Genomic DNA, 22,312 nt, shown 5'->3' with positions numbered 1-22,312 from the left:
ATCCGCTCAATCCGTGTTTCCATCATTTTTTCGTTATTCGCTTTTCAGACTCTTTACCGGATTCATCAGGGCGGCTTTGATGCTCTGGAAACTCACCGTCAATAACGTAATAAGTAACGCCCCGAAACCGGCAGCAACAAAAATCCACCAGGAAATTTCGGTCCGGTATTCGTATTTCTGCAACCATTCTTCCAGAAAACCATACGAAATGGGCGCAGAAATCAGACAGGAGATGATTACCAAAACCACGAAATCTTTTGATAATAAAACCCAGAGATTGGCCACCGAGGCCCCCAGCACCTTCCGAACGCCAATTTCTTTGGTGCGCTGTTCGGCCATAAATGATGCCAGACCAAAGATTCCCAGACAGCTGATAAAGATGGCCAGACCCGCGAAGAAACCCGCCAGTTTGCCGATGCGTTCCTCAGCCGCAAATTTGGCCGCAAACTCCTGATGGGCAAACTTGTACTCGAACGGCGCATCGGGATTGATCTTTTTGAATACCGTCTCCAGTTTTTCCAACGCCATTCCGGCACTCAGCGCCGGATTCAGTTTGATGTGAATGGAGTTCAGCGTCCGTTCGTGGGTGTTCATCATAAAAACCGTCGGCACCACCGGATCAAAAGGTGATTTCATCACCATGTCTTTCACCACCCCGATTATTTTCCAGTTCTGACCGTGCCAGCGAATGGTTTCGCCGACCGGTTTTTTAAGTCCGGTTTGTTTAACGGCCGCTTCGTTGAGGACAAACGTCATTGAATCCGTCGGAAACTGGCGGGAGAATTCGCGGCCCTCCTTAATTTTCCATCCCACCACATCGCCGAATTCCGGGGTCACACAGATGGTTCCAAAAGCGGAGGTCTGATTCGGATTCTTACCCCGCCATTCCAGGTTATTGGCCGATGACCAGATGTTGGTGGCCGGACTCGACGCTTCGGCCATGTTGGCAACGGCTCCGGTGGCCAGCAACTCGTTTCGGAGTATATCATATCGACCCTGAAGTTCGGGCGTATTCATGGCGATGTTAATCAATCCTTCGCGGTTATAACCGATCGGACGGTTTTTGGCGAATTGAATCTGTCGGAAAACAATGAGCGTTCCGATGATGAGCGTCACCGAAACCGTAAACTGAACCACCACCAGCACTTGGCGGGGGATAGACGCCAAACGCCCCATAGCAAACCTCCCTTTCAACACGTTAACAGCCTGAAAAGAAGACAGATAGAGCGCCGGATAGCTACCCGCTACAACGCCCGTAAAAAGACTAAAGCCGAGGCTCAACAACCAGAACCGGGCATCCGACCACCGCATGGTCATCTGCTTGTCGGCCACTTCGTTAAAAACCGGCAGCACCAGTTGCACCAAAGCGAAGGACAGCACAAACGACAGGGCCACGACCAGAAACGATTCGCTAAAAAACTGGCCGATAATCTGGCTGCGCTGCGAACCAATTGCTTTCCGAATGCCAACTTCCTTCGCCCGTTTCTGCGAACGGGCGGTGCTGAGATTCATGAAGTTGATGCACGCCAGCAACAGCACAAAAACGCCAATGAGGCCAAAAAGCCAGACAAACTGAATGCGTCCGCCAGTGCTCACCCCGTTTTTAAACTCCGAATACAAATGCCACCGGCTCATGGGATGTAAAAAGAGGGCCGGTTGCGATTTACTTTCCGTATGGTGGCGAAAGACGTCCTTAATTTTCCGGGAAACATCGTCAAACCGGCTGTTGGGATTGAGTTGCGCAAAAATCTCGAAGGAACTGCTGCCCCAGTTATTCATGTACGAATGGTCCGTATCATCGGAGAAAATCAGTTCGATGGGTGCCACGAAACCCAGGCCCTTGAGCAAGGTATTGTGCGGCAAATCTTCGTAGACGCCCGTGACCTGCACCGTGTATTTGTTGCCGACTTTAATGGTTTTATGCAGCGGATCAGTGTCACCAAAAAGGGCTTTGGCGGTTGATTCGGAAAGCAAAATCGAAGCCGGATCTTTCAGACCAAGGCGCGTGCCGCTGCGCATTTTCAGGGTCATCATTTCCGGGAACTCCGGTTCGGCAAAGCTCCCGCCCCGGGTAAATTTCCGATCCTGAAACGCCAGAATCTGCTCCGCCCAGGAATAAGCCACGACGGATTTGAAGTCGTCCGGGTAGTTGGTCCGCAGTTCCCGGCTCAACGGAAATGGCAATGCCCCATAGGTTTCGATGCCCTGTTCGAGCGTCTGGTTTTCCAGCACCTGCGCAATCCGGTCGTGGTTCTGATGATACGTATCGAATGATAACTCATCATAGATCCACAGGCCAATGAGTATGGCAACGGCCATACCGACCGATAATCCACTGATATTGATGGTCGAATAGCCTTTGTTCTTGATGAGATTCCGCCAGGCAATTTTGAAATGATTCCGGAGCATAATCGGGTTCGTTAGCTGTGTTGTTGAATAGTCTTTCTTAATAGCAAACGGTTTGATGAATCCCAGCACATCCCACCAATACCGCCACTTGGCCCGCCGTTCGCCAACTCGCCGAACCTGATAAGCAAACTCCTCGTGCAAATCCCCCTGAATCTCCTCCAGCCGGTTGGGAGCACAGAAGAGTTTAAGCAGACGGTCGGCGAGTTGGGGCGGTTTCATAGTTTTTTAGCGGTGATGGGAGCGCGGATGAAACGGATCAAAAAACGGATTTTAATCGGTGTAAATCGGTTCAATCCGCTCAATCCGTGTTCCCATCATTTTTTCGTTATTCGCTCTTCAGACTCTTCACCGGATTCATCAAAGCGGCCTTAATCGCCTGATAACCCACTGTGAATAAAGTAATGAACGTGATCGACAGTCCGGCAATGACGAATACGCCCAAACCCAGATCGACGTGATACGCGAAGTTGTGCAGCCATTGACTGAGCGCCCAGCCAATGAGGGGAAAAGCGATCAACAGCGCCATTCCCAGCAGCTTCATGAAATCCATCGACAGCATGACGGCGACGTTGCCGACCGTGGCACCCACCACTTTCCGGATGCCGATTTCCTTTTGCCGCCGTTGGGCCGTAAAGGCCGCCAGCCCGAACAATCCCAGGCAGGAAATCAGGATGGTAAGTCCGGCAAAATACCGGGATAAAACCCCAATCCGGCGTTCGGCCGCATAGAGGGCTTTGTAGTTTTCGTCCAGAAACTGGTAGTCAAAAACAAGGCCCTGATGATAGGCTTCGAATACCTTCTGGATTCGGGCAATGGTCTGCTGTTCAGCCCCGCTCTGAATTTTCACCATAATGTTGGGCATAACGGGGTAGACCTGAAAAAAACAGGGTTTTACGGTTGAATAGAGCGATTCGAAATTAAAATCCTTCACCACGCCCACAATTTGCCGTTCGCGATCCCAGAACTTGACGGTTTTGCCGATTGGATCTTTCAATCCCATGCTTTTAATGGCCGCTTCGTTGAAGATAATCTCCCGATCCGAGTTCTGGTTATTGGAAAAACCGCGCCCTTCTTTCAGTTCCATCCCGAGTGTTTCCATGAAATTATAGCCCACTTCCAGGTTGGAAAAATCAATGTCTTTACCCGGCGGTTTTCCCGGCCACTGAAACCCGGAAATGGCCCCGTGATCGCCGGTCAGATTGTGGTAATAACTCGACGCGTTGACTACGCCGGGACTATTTTTAACTTCACCCAGAAAGGCTTCGGCGGATTTCAGCTTGACGGAATCCATGGCCAGCGGAATCTCGAAATGGATGATATGATCGCGATTGTAGCCCAGGTTTTTGGTCTGGATGTAGTCGATTTGCTGGTAAACCACCAGCACCGAGACGATGAACAGAATCGAAATTGTGAATTGAAAAACCACCAGTCCTTTTCGGACCAGCAATTCGCCAACCGACGTTTTGAGTTTTCCTTTCAACACCGCCGTTGGATTGAAACCCGAAAGGTACAAAGCCGGATAACTGCCCGAAATGAGGCCGGTTAGCAAGGTGATGCCCAGAATGGACCCGATCAGCGTGGCGTCAAATTCGAAATGAATGTGTTTTCCGGTAATGATATTGAATTGAGGAAGCAGCAAAACCACCCAAAAAGCCGCCAGAAGCAGCGATAGAAAGGTCATCAGAATGGATTCACCGAGGTATTGAACAATGAGCGAACTTCGAAACGCACCAACTACTTTCTTGATGCCTACTTCTTTAATCCGACCGGAAGCTTTCGCCGTCGACAGGTTCATAAAATTGATGCAGGCAACGATTAGGATAAAGACAGCGATGATCGAAAATAACCGCACGTATGCAATTCGTCCCCCCGCCTGATGGCCGTTTACAAATTGCCCGTGGAGGTATTTATCGGAGTATTTAATGGCGAATAATTGCGTCTTGGTTTTGTCTTTGGTCTGCAAGAAGTCCCTGATTTTGGCATTAAACTGGCCTATATCGGTTCCTTTTCGTAAAATCAGGAACGTGCTGGGATCGCTGTTTCCCCAGTTTTCCATACCCGGCCGTCTGACAAAGAAGACGTTAAAACTGAAGATCAGATCAAACTGCTCGGTTGAATTAGCCGGGCTATTCTCGAAAATACCGCCCACGCGGTACGTCCCGGTAAACTCTGCATTATCCCATTTGACGGCCTTACCGATAACATCTTTCGTGTTACCAAACAGCTTGACCGCCATCTCTTCGGAAAGCGCGACGGTGCTATTATCCGCGAAAATACTGTTTCTGTCGCCCTGCAAAAAGGGACAGGTAAAGACCTTGAAGTAATCTTTCCCAACAAACTGCCCTCCTGCTTTCAGGCGGTTTTCGCCCGCAGAAATCACGCCTTTGCTGGCAAACCAGGAAGCCGGAACAACCGTTACCGCGTGCTCAACTTCGGGCATTTCGGCGGCCAGGGCATCCGCCAGCAAACCGGGTGTATGGTTGATGGTTTCCACAGCGTCTCCGTGGAAATGATTGGCCATTACCTGAAAAAGCTGATCGTCTTTTTCGTTGTATTTATCAATGTGGAGTTCATCATTCACCCACAGATAAATCAGTAAGGTACAGGCCAGGCCGGTGGACAAACCGATCAGATTGAGCAGGGTAAACTGGCGGTCTTTCACCAGATTCCGCCAGGCGATTTTGAAGTGATTCCGGAGCATACCAGGGTTCGTTAAATACGTTATCGAATACGCAGTTTCTTTCCTTTTCATCACAAACGGTTTGAAAAATCCCAGCACCTCCCGCCAATACTGCCAGCGGGCCCGCCGGTAGCCCAGGCGTTTCACCTGCCAGGCAAACTCCTCGTGCAAATCGCCCTGCACCTCCTCCAGCCGGTGGGGAGCGCAGAAGAGTTTCAGCAGACGGTCGGCGAGTTGGGGCGGTTTCATCGTTTTTTTAAGGTGATGGGAACGCGGATGAAACGGATTCGACGGATCAAAACGGATTTTAATCGGTTCAATCCGCTCAATCCGTGTTCCCATCACCTCTTATTCACTTCTCAAACTTTTCACCGGATTTACCAAAGCCGCTTTGATGCTCTGGAAACTGACCGTCAGCAAGGCGACGGCCACGGCCAGAAAACCGGCCAGCACAAACACCCACCATTCCAGATCGATCCGGTACGCAAAATCTTCCAGCCATTGATTCATGGCGTACCAGCCAATGGGCGTGGCAATGACAATGGCGACCACGACGAGCCGCAGAAAATCTTTGGAAAGCAGCGCCACGATGCTGGCGACGGAAGCGCCCAGCACCTTGCGAACACCGATTTCTTTGGTGCGCTGGAGTGTGGTGAAAGCCGCCAGCCCAAACAGACCCAGGCAGGCGATGAATACCGCCAGCCCCGCGAAAATGCCGAACAGTTCCCCAATCCGCTGCTCCGACTGGTACATCTGGTTAAACCGCTCATCCAGAAACGAATACGAGAACGGGTTATCAGTTTCGGCTTTCCACTTCTGTTCCAGCGTTTTAAGCAAAGCCGGTACATGATCCGTCCGGATGCGCAGAGCCAACTGATACCCATCTCCGCCGTACAGCATGATCATGGGTGCAATGTGCTGGTGTAGCGACTCAAAATGAAAATCCTTCGTTACCCCGACGACCGTATACGTCCGGCTGTCGCCCGGACTGCCGTCGCCCACGGTTGCGATGCGCTGCCCAATCGGGTTTTTCCACCCAAACTGACGGACGGTGGCTTCGTTGACCAGCACCGCAGCGCTGTCGCCCGAAAACGCTTTGGAGAAGTTGCGGCCCAGCGCCAGCCGAATGCCCAGGGTCGCCAGATACTGATCATCGATCCGGTAGGTTCTCAGCCGGTAAGGACTCGTTTCAGCCGGGGCATTTACGTCCCGAACACCGTCGAAACCGCTGTTGGAGTTTCCGGCGGGCAGATACCCCGCCAGACTGACACGGGTGATTTGCGATTGTTTCGCCAGGTCGGTTTTGAACGCATTCAGTTTATCCCCCAACACATACGTGTCGTGCAGAATCAACACCTGTTCCTTGTCGAAACCGACTTTCTTGTTCTGGATAAACCGCAATTGCCGATAGACCACCAGCGTTCCGATGATCATACCGATGGAAACGACGAACTGGATGGTAACCAGTGTATTCCGTAACCAGCCACTCCCAACGCCCAACTGGAGCCGCCCTTTCAACACACTGATGGGTTTGAACGACGACAGAAAAAAAGCCGGGTAACTACCCGCCAGCAGCCCGACCAGCAGACAACCCGCCAGTGTGTACGCAATCATGCGGCCATTGAGAAGGGTCCCGATATCAAATTGCTTGTTAGCCAGTTGGTTGAAAGTCGGCAGTACGGCAACCACCAGCCCGCAGGCCACCACAAGCGCCAGAAACGTAATCAACACCGATTCGGACAGGAACTGGCGAATCAACTGCTGCTGCACGGAACCCAGCACCTTGCGAATACCGACCTCTTTGGCCCGGTTGGCCGACCCCGCCGTCGAAAGGTTCATGAAGTTGATACACGCCAGCAAGAGGATAAAAACCGCAATGGCCGAGAAAATGTAAACGTATTTCTCATCGCTGTTCGGCTCCAGTTCACCCTCCCGGTCCGACTTCAGATGGATGTCGGTAACAGGCTGGAAATTAAATTCGAACCGGTCGCCTTTGCGGACGTATTCGTCGTAGCTCATGCCGAGAAATTCCTTCAATTCCGGGCCGAGATACGTCCGGACCATCTGCGTACTTTGAGCCGCCAGCTTCTCAACCGGATAGTCTTTCCGCAGCAGGAAGTAGGTGTTTGCCCCGCTCGATAGCCACTTTTCACGCGCGTGAAGCGAGCGGTAGGAGTTAAAAAAGTCGTAATGAAAATGCGAGTTGGACGGTACATCCCGGCAAACGCCCGTGACCCGGAACAGGCCCATGGTCCCCATCGTCAGGCTTTTACCGATGGGGTTCTGAGTGCCAAAATACTTCCGGGCGGTCGATTCGGTGAGGACGACGGTATTGGGTTCGGTCAAAACCGTCTTGCTATTCCCTTTCAACAACGGGATCGAAAAAACCGTAAAAAAACTGGAATCCGTAAACACCACCCGTTCTTCCTTGAACCGTTCGTTGCCGTTTTTGATCACAAACGTCCCCTGCTCTTCCAGACGCGTAAAGGCTTCCACACCCGGATAATCGTGCTGGATGGTGGGTCCGGCGGGGGCGGGAGCATACGCGATCTTCAGTTCCTTCCCGCCAATACTGCCCCGCAACGTCATGCGAAAAATCCGGTCGGCTTTTGTGTTGAATTGGTCGTAGCTCAACTCATGCTGCACGAACAGCACAATGAGCAGGCAGGTGGCCAGACCCACCGCCAGTCCGGCAATGTTGATGGCGGAGAAAGCTTTTTTACGCCAGAGATTTCGCCAGGCGATTTTGAAATAGTTCTGAAGCATACTTGGGCTGATTAAAGTTGATGTCGAATGGTCTTTTGATCTTCTTTTCATCGCAAATGACAGCGTAAATCCCAGCACCTCCCGCCAATACCGCCACCGGGCCCGCCGGTAGCCCAGGCGTTTTACCTGCCAGACAAACTCCTCGTGCATATCGCCCTGCACCTCCTCCAGCCGGTGGGGAGAACAGAAGACTTGCAGGAAGCGGTCAGCTAAACGGGGCGGTTTCATCTTTTTGAGTTATGAGTGAAGAATGAAGAGTTAAAAAATGCGTCAGCTAACCGTACGGGCAGCCCCGTCTTCATTCTTTATTCCGAGCGTAGGGAGCGAACCGGATTCATCAGGGCGGCTTTGATGCTCTGGAAACTCACCGTGAGCAGAGCAATCAATACCGCCAGACTACCCGCCACGGCAAACACCCACCATTCGATGGTAATCTGATACGCAAATCCCTGCAACCACTGACTCATCGCCCACCACGCCACCGGCGATGCAATGACGATGGCGATGGCCACCAGCTTCAGGAAATCCTGCGAGAGCAGCCCGACAATGTTGGCCACCGACGCGCCCAGCACCTTGCGAACGCCAATTTCTTTGGTGCGTTGTTCGGCGGTAAACGTGGCCAGCCCGAACAGACCCAGGCACGAGATGAAGATGGCCAGGAAGGCAAAATACGTCGATAACTTACTGACAACCTGTTCACTCTGGTATTGGCGGGCGTATTCCTGATCGGTAAAGGAATACGTAAACGGAAACGTTGGGTTCAGCTTTTTGCAGACGGTTTCGATCTGCGCCAGGGCTTCGGCGGTTTTACCGGCCTCAATCCGGACGATCACATTCCCGGACCGCTGACGGGTATTGAGGTGGGCAATCAGCGGCCGGATGGTGGTGTGCAACGACTGAAAATGAAAATCGTTCAACACCCCGATGATGGTTCCCTTTCGTCCTCCCCAGTTGATGGTTTGACCAATGGGATGTTTGTAGCCGATCACCTTCAGGGCCGCTTCATTGATCAGGTAACCGGAGGAATCTGCACCAAATTCTTTCGAGTAATCCCGGCCTTCCCGCAGACGGATGTTCATGGTCTTTACAAAATCATACCCAACGCTAACGGGCGTAAACCGGACTTTATCATTGGGATCGCTCCCCGCCCAGGAGATGCCTTCGGTTCCTGCGCCATTCGACGCCGGTGACGCCGTCATGTGCGAGACATTTTTTACACTTGGAATCTGCAAAAGCTCCCGGTTCAGGATGTCAAAGTTCTTTCCCAAATCGCCCTCCAGCGGAAAATAAATGAGATTTTCACGGTCATAGCCTAAATTCTTGGTCTGCACGTACTCCACTTGCCGGTAGATAATGATCATGCCGACCATCAGAAGAATGGAAAGCGAGAACTGGAAAACCACCAGCCCCTGCCGCAACCAGGTCGATTTGGCATCGAATTTCAAGGTGCCTTTCAAAATCCGGATTGGGTTTAGGGATGACAGAAAAAAGGCGGGATAACTCCCGGCAATCAGGCCCGTTACCAGCGTTAAACCCACCAGAATTGCCCAGGATGAAAGGCTGTCGAATGGCAACGTAATTTGTTTGTCCGTCAGGCTGTTAAATACCGGCAAGGTTAGTCCAACGAACAGAACCGCCAGCACAACGGAGAAAGCCGTCAGCAGCATCGCTTCGCCCACAAACTGCCCGATCAGAATCGAACGCATCGCTCCAACGACCTTCCGCACCCCCACTTCTTTCGCCCGTTTGGCCGAGCGGGCCGTGGCCAGATTCATGAAGTTGATGCAGGCAATGAGCAGAATAAATACCGCCACGAAGCTAAACAGACGAACGTATTCGATGCGACCGCCGTCGATCTCGGCATTTTTGAAAGTGCTGTTGAGGTAATATTCGTGGAAGGGCTGCATGGCCAGTTCGGTGTGAAAAGGCTTGTTCCCGTCCCGGTTAAATTTGTCCAGCAGATGCCTGATTTTCGCGGCCACTTTCGCCGGATCCGCATCTGCGCGAAGCATAAAAAACGTGAGTGGATCGGTGCTGTCCCAGCCTTTGGCCCAGTCGTTTCCGTCGGCCACATAGGCGTCCCAATTGCGGAGGCAGTCGAACTTCAGGGTGCTGTTTGGGGGAAGATTTTCAAAAACCGCCGTTACCCGCAAATCCGTGCGGTTGTCGAACCGGATGGGTTTGCCCATGGCGGCTTCGGGACTCCCGAAAAAGACCTCGGCCATGCTTCGGGAAATGGCCAGACCGTTGCGGTCTTTCAAAGCCGCTTCGGGCGTCCCCTGCAACAGTTTGAAGCTGAACATCTTGAAGAAATCCGGCCCGACGGTATTGGTGGCCTGTTTGTTAATTTTTGTACCCACCGAAAACGTCTGGTCACTCACCCACTCGTAGGGCGTCGAATACTGAATTTCGGGAATCGACTTTTTCAATTCCTCCGCCAGCGGGCCGGGTGTCCAGATGACGCCCTGCAGTTTCCCGCTGAAAAACTCCCGCATGTAAATCCGGTATAACTGGTTTTTGTTGGCGTGAAACGCATCTACACTCCGCTCGTCCTGCACCCAGAGCATGATCAATAGACTGCACGCCATGCCCAGCGCCAGCCCGAGCATATTGACCGCCGAGAACGTCTTGTTCCTGACCAGATTCCGAAAAGCGATCTTTAAATAGTTGCGTATCATACTGGTAGTCAGTTGATTCGTTGTTGAATACGGTTTTCGCTTTACAGCAAAGGGCCACCCAGCCGGGGGTTTGAGAAATCCCAGCACCTCCCGCCAATACCGCCACCGGGCCCGCCGGTAGCCCAGGCGTTTCACCTGCCAGGCAAACTCCTCGTGCATATCGCCCTGCACCTCCTCCAGCCGGTGGGGAGCACAGAAGAGTTGCAGCAAGCGGTCGGCTAAACGGGGCGGTTTCATCTCTTTTAGTTAAGAGTTATGAGTGAAGAATGAAGAGGTCGGAAAAGTAGCATTGCCAATCATTGACGGGTCGTTCATAACGCTTAACTCTTAACTTTTAACTCCTACTTATTCCGAACGCAGGGAGGTTACCGGATTCATCAGGGCGGCTTTGATGCTTTGGAAACTGACCGTTAGGGCGGCCACGATCACCGTTGCCAGCAGCGCGATTCCGAAAATACCGGGCGTGATGTCGATCTTGTAGGTAAAATCCTGCAACCAGTTCGTCATCACCCACCAGGCCACCGGCGTCGCGACGATGAAAGCCACGGCAATGAGCCGGGCGAACTCCTTGCCAAACAGCCACAGGATGTTGCCGATGCTGGCACCCAGCACCTTGCGAACCCCAATTTCCTTCGTTTTCTGAGCGGCCATAAACAACACCAGCCCGTAAAGACCCAGACAGCCGATTACCACCGCAATACCGGCGAAGAAATTGACCAGTTTGGCCATCGTTTGTTCCTGAACGTAGTTTTCCTGCAATTGCTCATCGACGAATTGCGCGGTGAAATAACTGTCCGGATAGATCTGGTTATAGTCTTTTTCCAGCTGGCGGATGACCCGCTCAAAATTGCCGTTGTGCAATTGCAGACTGGCGTAATAATAATTGGTCGCCCGGGTGGTCATAAAAAGCGGATAAATTCCACTTTTCAGATCGCGTTCGTTGAAGTCTTTCACCACGCCCACGATTTCCAGGTTCCCGGACGCATGCAGGATTTTGCCCAGCACCTGAGCCGGATTCCGAATTCCCAACTGTTTGACGAAGGTTTCATTGACCAACGCTTCCCGCGACGTATCCGAAGGCTGCAGATTCCGACCGGCCAGCAGTTTCAACCCGTACACATCGACGTAAGCGGCATCGATATGTTTTTGCTGGGGCGTAAATTTTTCCGGTTCGGGCCGGGTATCGAATTTGATAAACGTCTGGCTGATCCAGCCCGTCTGGGGCGGTCCGCTCATGGAATAACTCAATTTTTCGACCTCGGGAATGGCCATAGCCCGGTGGCGGAAGTCCTCCATTTTGCCGAGATCCTGCTTGGGCGAAGCAGGCAACCGAACCGTTAGAATGGCTTTTTGCCGAAAACCGAGATCTTTCGTCTGGATGTACTGCAACTGGCTGGCCACCACGATCATGCCCACAATCAGCATCTGTGAAATCGCAAACTGAGTAACGACCAGACTCCGGCGGATGGAAAAACCGCCCACCTGCCGGGAGGTGATTCGCCCGGCCAGAGCCAACGCCGGTTTGAAGCCCGTCAGAACCAGGGCGGGATAAAAACCGGACAGGAAAATGACCCCAATCACGATGAGCACCAGCCAGCCAATGACGGATGGATCGTAGTAGAATGTAAACCGGAACACCCCGTGTAAATATTCCTTTGCCAATTGCTGACCGAGTTGAAAAAACAGGAGCGCAACGGCCGTGGCGGTGAGGGTTAGCAAGGCGGTTTCGCCAATGAATTGCCAGAACAACTGGGTCCGCGTACTGCCCAGCACTTTCCGAACGCCCACCTCCCGGGATCGGTTCAGGGCCTGCGCCGTGGCCAGATTGACAAAGTTGATACTGGCCGTGATGAGCAGAAAAACGCCGATGGCAAACAACGACCAGATCAGCCCCGAACTGACGCCCCCGGTTTCGGTCGAGAAATGAATGTCGCGTAGGGGCTGCATCGGAAACCGGGTATCCTTGATGCCGTGCGGTTTGTATTTTTTCACAAAAGCCAGCATCTGCCGGTCCCAGTCGGCTTTCGTAAAGTGGTTGTCCAGGCTCACAAAGCACTGAACACTGCTGTCAATATTGTCAAAACCGTCGTTGAGCGGGCGACCATGAAATTCGGGCAGACTGGCCCAGGATACCATGATGGGATAGGCGAAGTCGGTATTATCCCGGTAGTCGGTAAACACGCCAACGATCCGGGCATTCAGCGTTGCATTGATTTTGAGGATCTTACCGATGACCTGCGTCGTCCCAAAATACTTGGTGGCATTTTCAGCACTCAGAACCACGGTGTTGGGTTGCGCCAGTTCCGTCGGACCGCCCGCCAGCCATTGGTAATCGAAAATTTTGAAATACGACGGCTGCACGAAGGCGCCCACGCGGTGAGCTTCCTTGAATTTCCGGTCGGGTCCACTGGCTGCGGGAATAGCGACTAAGGGGTCCCGATAGAGCTCGATCATCGCCAGATTTTCAATATCCGGATGGTCGTTCTTCAGGGCTTTCCCCAGTTCATAAGGCACGCCGGTTGCATTAAAATGGCCTTCGGGCGTAACAAACTCCGTGGTCACCCGGTAAATGGCATTGTATTTCTGATGGTGTTTATCAATGGTATAATGGTAGCGAACGAGCGCAAAAATCAGCAGCGCGGCACCTATGCCCAACGCCAGCCCGGTCACGTTAATAAAGGCGTAGGTCTGGTTTTTAACCAGATTTCGGCGGGCAATTTTGAAATAATTCTGAATCATATCCGATCTTACTAAAAGGGTTGACGAATCGTCTTTTGGTTTACGCTTTACGGCAAATGGCTTGAAAAATCCCAGCACCTCCCGCCAATACCGCCAGCGGGCCCGCCGTAGCCCCAGACTTTTCACCTGCCAGGCAAACTCCTCGTGCAAATCACCCTGCACCTCCTCCAGCCGGTGGGGAGCGCAGACGAGTTGGAGCAGGCGGTCAGCTAAACGGGGCGGTTTCATCGTGCTTTTTGCTATCGAATAAGATGGGAACACGGATTGAGCGGATTAAACGGATTCGCACCGATTAAAATCCGTTTTGATCTGTCCAATCTGTTCAATCCGCGTTCCATCATCTCTTCATTATTCGCTTTTCAGACTTTTTACCGGATTCATCAGGGCGGCTTTGATGCTCTGGAAACTGATGGTCAAAACAGCCACTGCGACGGTCAGCACGCCCGTCAGCGCCAACATCCACCACTCCATCTCAATCGCGTAGGCAAAGCCGTTCAGCCATTGCCCCATCGCCCACCAGGCCAGCGGTGAAGCCAGCAGCGTTGCGATGACCACCAGCCGGAGGAAGTCTTTGGAAAGCAAAATGACAACGCCCGAAACCGTGGCCCCCAGCACCTTCCGAATGCCCACTTCTTTGGTTCGCAGTTGAGCCGCGTAGGCCGATAAACTGAAAAGCCCCAGGCAGGAAATGAAAATGGCAAAAACCGCAAAGACGTTCAGCACATGGCCCACGCGCTGTTCCGAATCGTAGAGCCGGGCCAGTTTTTCGTCCAGAAACGTATAGCTGAACAGACTTTCGGGGGAAAGCCGGGACAGCGTAGAGCGGGCAAACTGCACCGTTTCGGGCAGCTTATCGCCGTGTATTTTCAGTAAGAAGTAGTTCGCCTGATCCGGATACTGAACCACCACCAGCGGTTCGACGGCGGTATGCAGCGAAGCAAAATGAAAATCGTTGACCACCCCCACGACCTCCCCCGTATCGCCGTAGGATACTAGTTTCTGTCCGATGGGCTCCGTCAGCTTCAGGGCTTTCACAGCCGCTTCGTTCAGGATAATGGGGAAGTGCGCGTTGTTGGTTTTCCGAACAAAATTCCGGCCGGTTTTCAGACCAATTTTCAACACGGGGAGCGTATGTTCATCGGCCCACATAAACCGCATCTGACTCGCATCTCCGGCTTTTCCCACTGGGGTGATCATATCCGTGCTAAACCGGTCACCCGGCAAAACCGAAATCAGCGCCACATCCGTAATGGCCGGATTTTTCAACAACTCATTTTCGATGGTATTCCTTTTTTCGTGCATTTCCCGTCCGTAGAGTTTGACGGCTACCACCTGTTCCTGATCGAAGCCGAGCTTCTTGTTCTGGAAAAACCGCATTTGCCGGTATACCACGATGGTACTGAAAATCATGAAAACCGAGACGGCAAACTGAAACACAATCAGCCCTTTCCGCACCAGGGTCACCGACGAAACCGGGCTTCTATTGCCTTTCAGGGACGTAACCGGTTCAAAACCGGAAATAAACCACGCGGGATACAGACCGGCCACCAGACTGATCAGGCCCGCCAGAAGGAGCATGATCAGGCCGTTGGAAGGCGTGACCAACTGGCTGAAATGCAGGTTTTTGGCCGTAAATTCATTGTAAAATGGAATGGCCACCCAAAACACCAGAAGGGCCACGACCGAGGCTGTCAGCGTCAGCAGGAAGGATTCGCCCAGAAACTGTTTCAGTAACTGCTCTTTGCGGGCACCGAGAACTTTCCGCACGCCCACTTCCTTCATCCGGTTGAAAGCCTGAGCCGTAGCCATGTTGATGAAGTTGACGGACGCTACCAGCAGAATAAACAAAGCCGCTACCGAGAACACGTACACGTACAGAATGTCACCGTTGGGCCCCATTTCCTTTTCCAGCTTCGAGTGCAGATGAATCTCCGTAATCGGCTGAAGGTGCGTCTTTCGGGTGGCCAGAATTTCGTTCCGGTTTTCGCCTTTGGCTTCGTAGAACTTCACCATAAATTCCGGAATCCGCTGCTCAACGTCCGAACGCGACACCTGGCTGTTCAACAGCACGTAATTATAAAATCCGGACCAGCCCCGGTTTGTCAGCGACTCTTTATCGGCATACGTGGTCATCGAAATGAGGTAGTCGAATTGCAGGTGCGTCGGGAAGGGAAAGTCGCTGACCACCCCCGTCACGGTCAACGGTCGTTTGTCCAGATCGTCCTGGATAAGCTTGCCCAGCGGTTCGTCGTTGCCGAAGTATTTTTTGGCCATTGCCTCGGTCAGCACAATGGCGTTCTGCTGTTTCAAAGCCGTTCGCCGATCGCCCTTCACAAACGGCAGGTCAAAGACATCCACTGCGGTTGAATCGGCATAAAACCCCTTTTTCTCTTCAAATTGCCGGGGTTCATGGCCCGCTGGCGTATAGCTGAATACCCGGTCCGGATACGGGCGGTGAAACCGGACGACGGTTTGAATGGCGGGAATCGCCTGTTTCATTTCGATCCCCAGAATGGGCGAAGTAGCCGCCCACCGCCGGCTTTTTTCGCCGATGTTCTCCGAATTAATCCGGTAAATGCGGTCGGCTTTCGCAAACCCCTTATCGTAACGCAGTTCTTCTTTTACGTGCAGGATAATGAGCAAACCGCACGCCAGGCCCAACGCCAGTCCAGTGATTGTAAGCGTGCTGTTGAGACGGTACCGAAGCAGGTTTCGCCAGGCAATTTTGAAGTAATTCCGGATCATCATCGGGTTCGTTCGATCTATTGTTGAATATTCTCTTGACCTTTTTCCCGTCGCAAACGACAGTATAAATCCCAGCACATCCCACCAATACCGTCCCCTCGCCCGCCGTTCACCCACCCGCCGAACCTGGTACGCAAACTCCTCATGCAGATCGCCCTGCACCTCCTCCAGCCGGTGGGGAGCGCAGAAGAACGTGAGCAGACGGTCGGCGAGTTGGGGCGGTTTCATCTTTTTTAGTTAAGAGTTATGAGTTAAAAAATGCGTCAGCTAACTCTTCACTCTTCATTCTTAACTCTAAATTCTTCATTCCGAACGCAGGGAGCGGACCGGATTCATCAGGGCGGCTTTGATGCTTTGGAAACTGACCGTCAACAGGGCAATTCCCACCGTCAGCAAACCCGCCACCGCGAACATCCACCATTCGATCCTGATCTGGTAGGCAAAGCCCTGTAACCACCGGTTCATGGCATACCCGGCAATTGGAAAGGCAATGAGCATGGCAATGGCGACCGGTTTCAGGAAGTTGGCCGACAGCAGCGCCACGATACTGGGAACCGAGGCTCCCAGCACCTTGCGGACGCCAATTTCTTTGGTGCGCTGTTCGGCGGTAAAAGCCGCCAGCCCAAACAAGCCCAGACAGGAAATGAAAATGGCCAGAAACGCAAAGGCATTGGCCAACTGGCTGACCACCTGCTCACTGTTGTACAATTTGGCGTATTCCTGATCCGAAAACTGGTAGGTAAACGGAAAATTGGGATTCAGTTCTTTGCAGATTTTTTCCAGACTGGCCAGGGCTTCTTTGGTTTTGCCGGCTTCCGTCCGAACCAGAATACTGCCCCATTTTGTGTTTTCATCCAGCCGGACAATCAGCGGTTCGATGGCCTGGTGCATGGAAGTGAAGTGGAAATCTTTCAGCACGCCAATAATTTTACCCTGCCGGTTTCCCCACCACATCGGCTGCCCAATCGGGTTTTTATAGCCAATTTTCTTTACAGCCGCTTCATTGACCATAAAGCTGAGCGAATCGGTGCCGAATTCCCGGGAGAAATCACGGCCTTCGGCGAGTTTCAGGTTCATGGTTTTCAGGAAATCAAACCCCACCACGGCATCGGCGAACGGTACGGACAGACTGGGCTCTTTGCCAACCCAGCTGATGTCACCCACGTGGTGGCCAATCACGGTCGGCGATTCTTTCATTCTCGAAATGGTCCGGATGCCCGGCAGTTGACCCGCCTGTTCCTTGAACAGATTGTATTTTTTGACCAGTTCGCCCTCTAATGGAACATACAGCAGGTTTTCGCGATCATACCCGATATTTTTCGACTGGATATAGCCCATCTGCCGGTAAATCACGATCATGCCCACAATGAGAATAAGGGAGAGCGAAAACTGAAAAACCACCAGAGTTTTCCGGAAAAACGTCACGCCCGATCCCGACGACAGGATGCGCCCTTTCAAGGCCCGGATTGGGTTCATCGACGACAGAAACAGGGCCGGATAACTCCCCGATACCAAGCCGGTCAGGACCAGCAAGGCGACCAGACTGGCCCAAAAAACCGGCTGCCCGACCGGCAGAACCAACTGCTTGCCGGTCAGCGCGTTGAAGGCGGGCAGGAGAATCAACACCAGCGAAACCGCGAGGATACCCGAGAAAAACGCCAGCAAAACGGCCTCTCCCATAAACTGCCCGATCAAGGCGGACCGAACCGCTCCGACGACCTTCCGCACGCCCACTTCCTTCGCCCGCCGGGTGGACCGGGCCGTGGCCAGATTCATGAAATTGATGCAGGCAATGAGCAGAATAAAAACCGCCACGAGACTGAAAAGCCGGACGTATCCGATGCGCCCGCCGTCGACCTGGCCGTTTTTAAACGTGGCATTCAGGTACTTTTCGGGATAGGGTTGTAAGGCAAGTTCGGTGCGCGATCCTTTGGTTTTGGGTATGTACTGGTAAATAAAATCCTTGATTTTGGCTTCGACTTTTGCCGGGTCGGCCCCCGGACGAAGTTGCACGAGCGTTTCAGGGCTTGTATTTGACCAGTTATGAACCCACTGATTTTCTTTCACATACGCCTTCCAGCTTCGCAAAAAGTCAAATTGCTGCGACGAATTGGCGGGCAGATTCTCAAAAACCGCCGTTACCATCAGATCGTCGCGGTTTTCGTAGCGAATCGATTTACCCAGGGCTTTTTCGGGCGTTCCAAAAAACAGTTCCGCTATTTTTCGGGAAATGGCAACGCCTTCCGGCGTCGTCAATGCCGTTTCGGGCGTTCCCTGCACCAGCGGATAACTGAACATGCGGAAGAAATCGGCCCCGGCAAACGACCCGTCGGCTTTGCTCACTTTCGCGCCCGCTTCCAGGGTGACGGTTCGGCTCCGCTCCAGACCGCTGGCCAATTCAACGTCGGGAATCACCCGTTTTAATTCCTCCGCCAGCAGTCCCTGGGTTTCATACGCTGCCTCTACTTTGCCGTCGTAATACCCGCGCTCATAAATCTGAAAAAGCCGGTTGCCATTGGCGTGAAACCCGTCGACGCTGCGTTCGTCCTGCACCCACAGCAGAATGAGCAGACTGCACGCCATGCCCAATCCGAGCCCCACCATATTGATGGCCGAAAACGCTTTGTTGCGAACCAGGTTCCGCCGGGCAATTTTGAAATAGTTACTGATCATCGTTGGGTTCATTGCATTCGTTGTTAAATGTTCATTGGGACGCAATACCGTCTGTTTTCGTTTGATCGCGAACGGTTTCAGAAACCCCAGCACGCTCCACCAATACCGGCCCCGGGCCCGCCGTTCGCCCACCCGCCGAACCTGATACGCAAACTCCTCGTACAAGTCGCCCTGCACCTCCTCCAGCCGGTGGGGAGCGCAGAAAAATTCGAGCAGTTGGTCGGCGAGTCGGGGTGGTTTGGTCATACGGATAAATGATGAACTGCGCAGCGGATTTCGGAAGGTGTATCCATTCCTTTTTACAGACTCGTAGCCGGTTTGAACGGATTCAGCAGCCGCGTCCATAAGGTGGCGCGGACATCCTGGATCTCCTGCAAGGTCCGGCGGCCATAGGCCGTCACCGTAAACAGCCGTTTCCGCCGGCCCCCGCGCTCGGCGGTAGGCTCGCCCATCTCCGACTTCAGCATGCCTTTATCTTCCAGCCGTTCCAAAGCCGCATGGACCTGATTAAGTCGCACCGAGCGGCTGGTCTGCTCGCTAATTTCGTGGGTGATCGCAACGCCGTACGCTCCGCCTTCCATGACGGCCACGGTTAGTAATACGATTTCTTCAAACTCGCCCAAATAGCTGCGTTTCATCGCTGTCAATTAGTTCTATCTTTGCTGATCAAATGCCTTGCCAACTTACAAAATCGGCCTCAGAAGCGGTTTTAAAGGGGTTGGAAGCCGCGAGATTGTACGATTTCGGACAGTCGCTGTCCGGTGGTGAACAGCCGAACCGGTTAGAAAATCCGGCAAAACCGCTTATTACCCTATCCGTAAATCCATCCGTATCTCATGGCAAAAAATCACCAACTTGCCGGCCAACGCATCCAGGCGGTTTTGCTCCTTTTCTGGGCTCTTTATTTCTCGATGGTGCTGTGCAGCAACAGCACCGATGCGCTCAAAGCGCTCGGTTTGCTGCCGTCCGGCTGGACTTTTGTTTCCGGAAATTTTGAACTGGTTCGTACCGTTGTCGGGATTTACCATTCGCCGACCTGGCTGGCCGGGCTTTTCTTCGCCGGTGTGCTCGTTTGGCAGGGCGTGGGAGCGGTTTTACTCTGGCAGGCTTTCGTGGCAATCCTTCGCCAAACGCCGGCGCAGCAAGCCGCAGCCTACCGCGCGCTGACGGTGACGACCGGTTTATGGGCGGCTTTCATTCTGTCCGACGAATTCTTTCTGGCCTTCGAAACACCCGGTTTGGAATCCACCCATTTCAGCCTCCTGATTGCAGAAATAGCAACGTTCATTGCCATCAAGCAGTAAGAGATGTTTGGATTTTCCAGGCCATTTTTTGCAGGCATTAAATCACAAAACGCCATTTGAATGAATAAGAATGAATGCCCACGCTGGGATTCTCCCTAGCAGTCAGGCTCTTGCCACTCCCAACCACTTCAAGATCCTGACATTTTCATCCTGACAAAAAATAATTCACTGAAAATTTGCGCAACCATGTGATTGCATTTATATTTGCAATTATGTGGTTGCAAATGAGTTAAAAATGGAAATAAGAAGAGACATTTTTCAAGCTATTGCCGACCCGACAAGACGAGCAATTATAGCATTGATTGCCATACAGGCCATGACACCAAATGCCCTTGCCGAACATTTCCAGACAAGCAGACAGGCGGTATCAAAGCATATTAAAATATTGACAGAATGCCAACTGGTCAGACAGGAACAACAGGGCAGGGAAATTTACTACTCACTTGAAATTGAAAAGATGAGAGAGATCGATAAATGGATTGACCAATTCAGAAAAATTTGGGAAACCCGCTTCAATCAACTTGACGACGTATTATCAACCATTAAAAACCAGAAAAAATGAACGATTTATTATTTGATTTTACACTGGACAAATCAAAAAAAACGGCATTTATAAACCGGGAATTTGATGCCGATCTTTCGCTGGTATGGGATGCTTTTACCAAACCTGAAATTCTTGATCAATGGTGGGCACCCAAGCCCTGGTCCTCAAAAACAAAAGTGATGAATTTTGAACCGGGCGGAAGAAGGTTCTATGCTATGGTCAGCCCGGAAGGACAGGAACGTTGGTCCATTCAGAAATACACGTCGATTAGCCCGAAAACCAATTTTAAATTTCTGAATGCTTTTGCCGACGAGAATGAAAATCCTGAATTGCCGGGTTCCGAATGGGATCTGAATTTTATTGAAGGAAATGGAAAGACAAAAGTGAGCGTTACGATTTATAATGAATCCCTTGAACGCATGGAGAAGATGATTGAAATGGGCTTCAAAGAAGGTTTTATGATGACATTGAAAAATCTGGAAGGCCTGTTGGCAACCTTATCGCAAAAATGATCTTCGTTTTCTTAATTCTTCATTCTTAACGGGATCAGGTTCTCCGCTTGCTCACCGCTTCCATCAAACCACGCATATAACCGAGCGCGTAGAGCGTTCCGATGGTGCTGTAACCGGGGTTCTGGTTGCTGTCGCCGTACATCGTCGGCACGTGATCGGGACGAATCGGCCCTTTGAAACCGACGGCGTAATAGGCTTTCATGGCCTGGTACATGTCGATCATGCCCTCATCGTGAAAGGTTTCCTCGAAGGCAAACTTGCCGCCCCGCACATTCCGGAAATGGACGAAATGGATTTTCCGGCGCTTTCCGAAGTACTCGATGAGGGTCGGAATATCGTCGCCCATCAAGGCAAAATTGCCCTGACACATCGTAATGCCATTGCTCGGGCTCGGATACAGATCCAGCAAACGTTTGAAGGAATCGACGGTATTCATGATGCGGGCAATGCCCCGGATGCTGTCCACCTGCGGATCGTCGGGATGCATCGCCAGTTTCATCCCGACCTTCTCGGCTTCGGGCACCACGGCTTTGAGGAAGTATTCCAGATTTTTCCACAGCGTTTCCTTCGACACTGCGCCGTATTGGGTCAGCGGCAAATCCTTGATCGCTTCATAATCGAAAGCCGTCACCAGCGCCCCTCCCCGACCCGGACGGTCGTTCTGCGTGCGGTACCAGCCAATCACCGGCATCCAGTTGTAGCAAATGGTGTCGATTCCGGCCTGCGTCAGGCTTTTCATCAACGTAATGAAGTTGGCGATTTCCTCGTCCCGACCCGCCAGCCCGAGCTTGGTTTTTTCGCCCAGCGAAGGCGGCCCTTCGATAACGCTTAATTTCAGGCCCACTTTCTCCCAGGCTTCTTTCACCGCCAAAACCGCTTTGGGCTCCCAGGGCTTGACGTCCTTCAGGCCGACCATTCCGGGATTGATACCGCCCACCGCTCCAAAAACCGCCATCTGCTTCGTGAGCGCGATTTTCTGCTCATTCATCCCGCTGAAATACGCTTCACACAGCTGCATGCCGGCATCTTTGAGTGGCCCTGAATCGGCAGGCGGCTTTGCTCCATTCCGCTTCGGAGCGGCCGAAGCCGAAGGAATACCGCCCACCGTGAGGGCAGCCAGAGAAGTCCCTTTTTTAAGAAAATCGCGACGTGAAGTTTCCATAAAACCGAAAGAAAATCCCGGCACGCTTTTACCTATAACGATGAACGATGGATGATGTGCGTCAGCCCATTCATCATCCATCATTCATCATCCATCATTC

Annotated in this window: 12 protein-coding genes; 3 read left to right on the top strand and 9 right to left on the bottom strand. The window is 52.3% G+C overall.

Features of this window, described 5'->3' with window-relative positions:
- Positions 1–33: 33 nt before the first annotated feature.
- The 8 genes from EHT87_RS23520 to EHT87_RS23485 form a co-directional block, all read right to left on the bottom strand.
- Positions 34–2,628 (bottom strand): ABC transporter permease, encoded by a 2,595-nt coding sequence (locus EHT87_RS23520; protein WP_124909122.1) that lies wholly within the window; start codon positions 2,626–2,628, stop codon positions 34–36.
- Positions 2,629–2,734: 106 nt separating this feature from the next.
- The gene (locus tag EHT87_RS23515; RefSeq protein WP_221622068.1) at positions 2,735–5,338 is read right to left on the bottom strand and encodes a permease prefix domain 2-containing transporter; all 2,604 of its coding nucleotides are present in this window, start codon (positions 5,336–5,338) and stop codon (positions 2,735–2,737) included.
- Positions 5,339–5,437: 99 nt separating this feature from the next.
- A complete protein-coding gene (locus EHT87_RS23510) occupies positions 5,438–8,083 on the bottom strand; it encodes an ABC transporter permease (RefSeq protein WP_124909121.1) in 2,646 nt (881 codons plus the stop codon).
- Positions 8,084–8,160: 77 nt separating this feature from the next.
- Entirely contained in the window at positions 8,161–10,770 is a 2,610-nt protein-coding gene (locus tag EHT87_RS23505) for an ABC transporter permease (protein ID WP_221622067.1), read from the bottom strand.
- Between the two features lie 108 nt (positions 10,771–10,878).
- A complete protein-coding gene (locus EHT87_RS23500) occupies positions 10,879–13,500 on the bottom strand; it encodes a permease prefix domain 2-containing transporter (RefSeq protein ID WP_221622066.1) in 2,622 nt (873 codons plus the stop codon).
- A 120-nt stretch (positions 13,501–13,620) separates the two neighbouring features.
- Positions 13,621–16,245, bottom strand: a complete 2,625-nt coding sequence (locus EHT87_RS23495) for an FtsX-like permease family protein (RefSeq protein ID WP_221622065.1) — start codon at positions 16,243–16,245, stop codon at positions 13,621–13,623.
- Positions 16,246–16,320: 75 nt separating this feature from the next.
- The gene (locus EHT87_RS23490) at positions 16,321–18,936 is read right to left on the bottom strand and encodes an ABC transporter permease (RefSeq protein WP_221622064.1); all 2,616 of its coding nucleotides are present in this window, start codon (positions 18,934–18,936) and stop codon (positions 16,321–16,323) included.
- Between the two features lie 53 nt (positions 18,937–18,989).
- Positions 18,990–19,328, bottom strand: a complete 339-nt coding sequence (locus EHT87_RS23485) for a PadR family transcriptional regulator (protein ID WP_124909120.1) — start codon at positions 19,326–19,328, stop codon at positions 18,990–18,992.
- Positions 19,329–19,526: 198 nt separating this feature from the next.
- On the opposite strand from EHT87_RS23485, the gene EHT87_RS23480 reads away from it, so the two are divergent.
- The 3 genes from EHT87_RS23480 to EHT87_RS23470 all read left to right on the top strand — a co-directional run bounded on the left by EHT87_RS23480 (position 19,527) and on the right by EHT87_RS23470 (position 21,050).
- Positions 19,527–19,994 carry a hypothetical protein gene (locus EHT87_RS23480; RefSeq protein ID WP_124909119.1) on the top strand — a complete coding sequence of 156 codons (468 nt, stop codon included), beginning with the start codon at positions 19,527–19,529 and terminating at the stop codon, positions 19,992–19,994.
- 241 nt (positions 19,995–20,235) lie between these two features.
- Positions 20,236–20,556, top strand: a complete 321-nt coding sequence (locus EHT87_RS23475; RefSeq protein ID WP_124909680.1) for an ArsR/SmtB family transcription factor — start codon at positions 20,236–20,238, stop codon at positions 20,554–20,556.
- Positions 20,553–21,050, top strand: a complete 498-nt coding sequence (locus EHT87_RS23470) for an SRPBCC family protein (RefSeq protein ID WP_124909118.1) — start codon at positions 20,553–20,555, stop codon at positions 21,048–21,050. Before EHT87_RS23475 ends, EHT87_RS23470 begins: the two co-directional genes overlap by 4 nt.
- A 34-nt stretch (positions 21,051–21,084) precedes the next feature.
- On the opposite strand, the gene EHT87_RS23465 is transcribed toward EHT87_RS23470, so the two are convergent.
- Positions 21,085–22,212: a mannonate dehydratase gene (locus EHT87_RS23465; RefSeq protein WP_124909117.1), complete on the bottom strand. Its 1,128-nt coding sequence runs from the start codon at positions 22,210–22,212 to the stop codon at positions 21,085–21,087.
- Positions 22,213–22,312 lie beyond the last annotated feature (100 nt).

This window comes from Larkinella knui (genome assembly GCF_003858645.1).
In the GTDB taxonomy this organism is placed as follows: domain Bacteria; phylum Bacteroidota; class Bacteroidia; order Cytophagales; family Spirosomataceae; genus Larkinella; species Larkinella knui.
The sequence above is the reverse complement of the archived record's forward strand: the minus strand, read 5'-3'. Positions and strand labels throughout refer to the sequence as shown.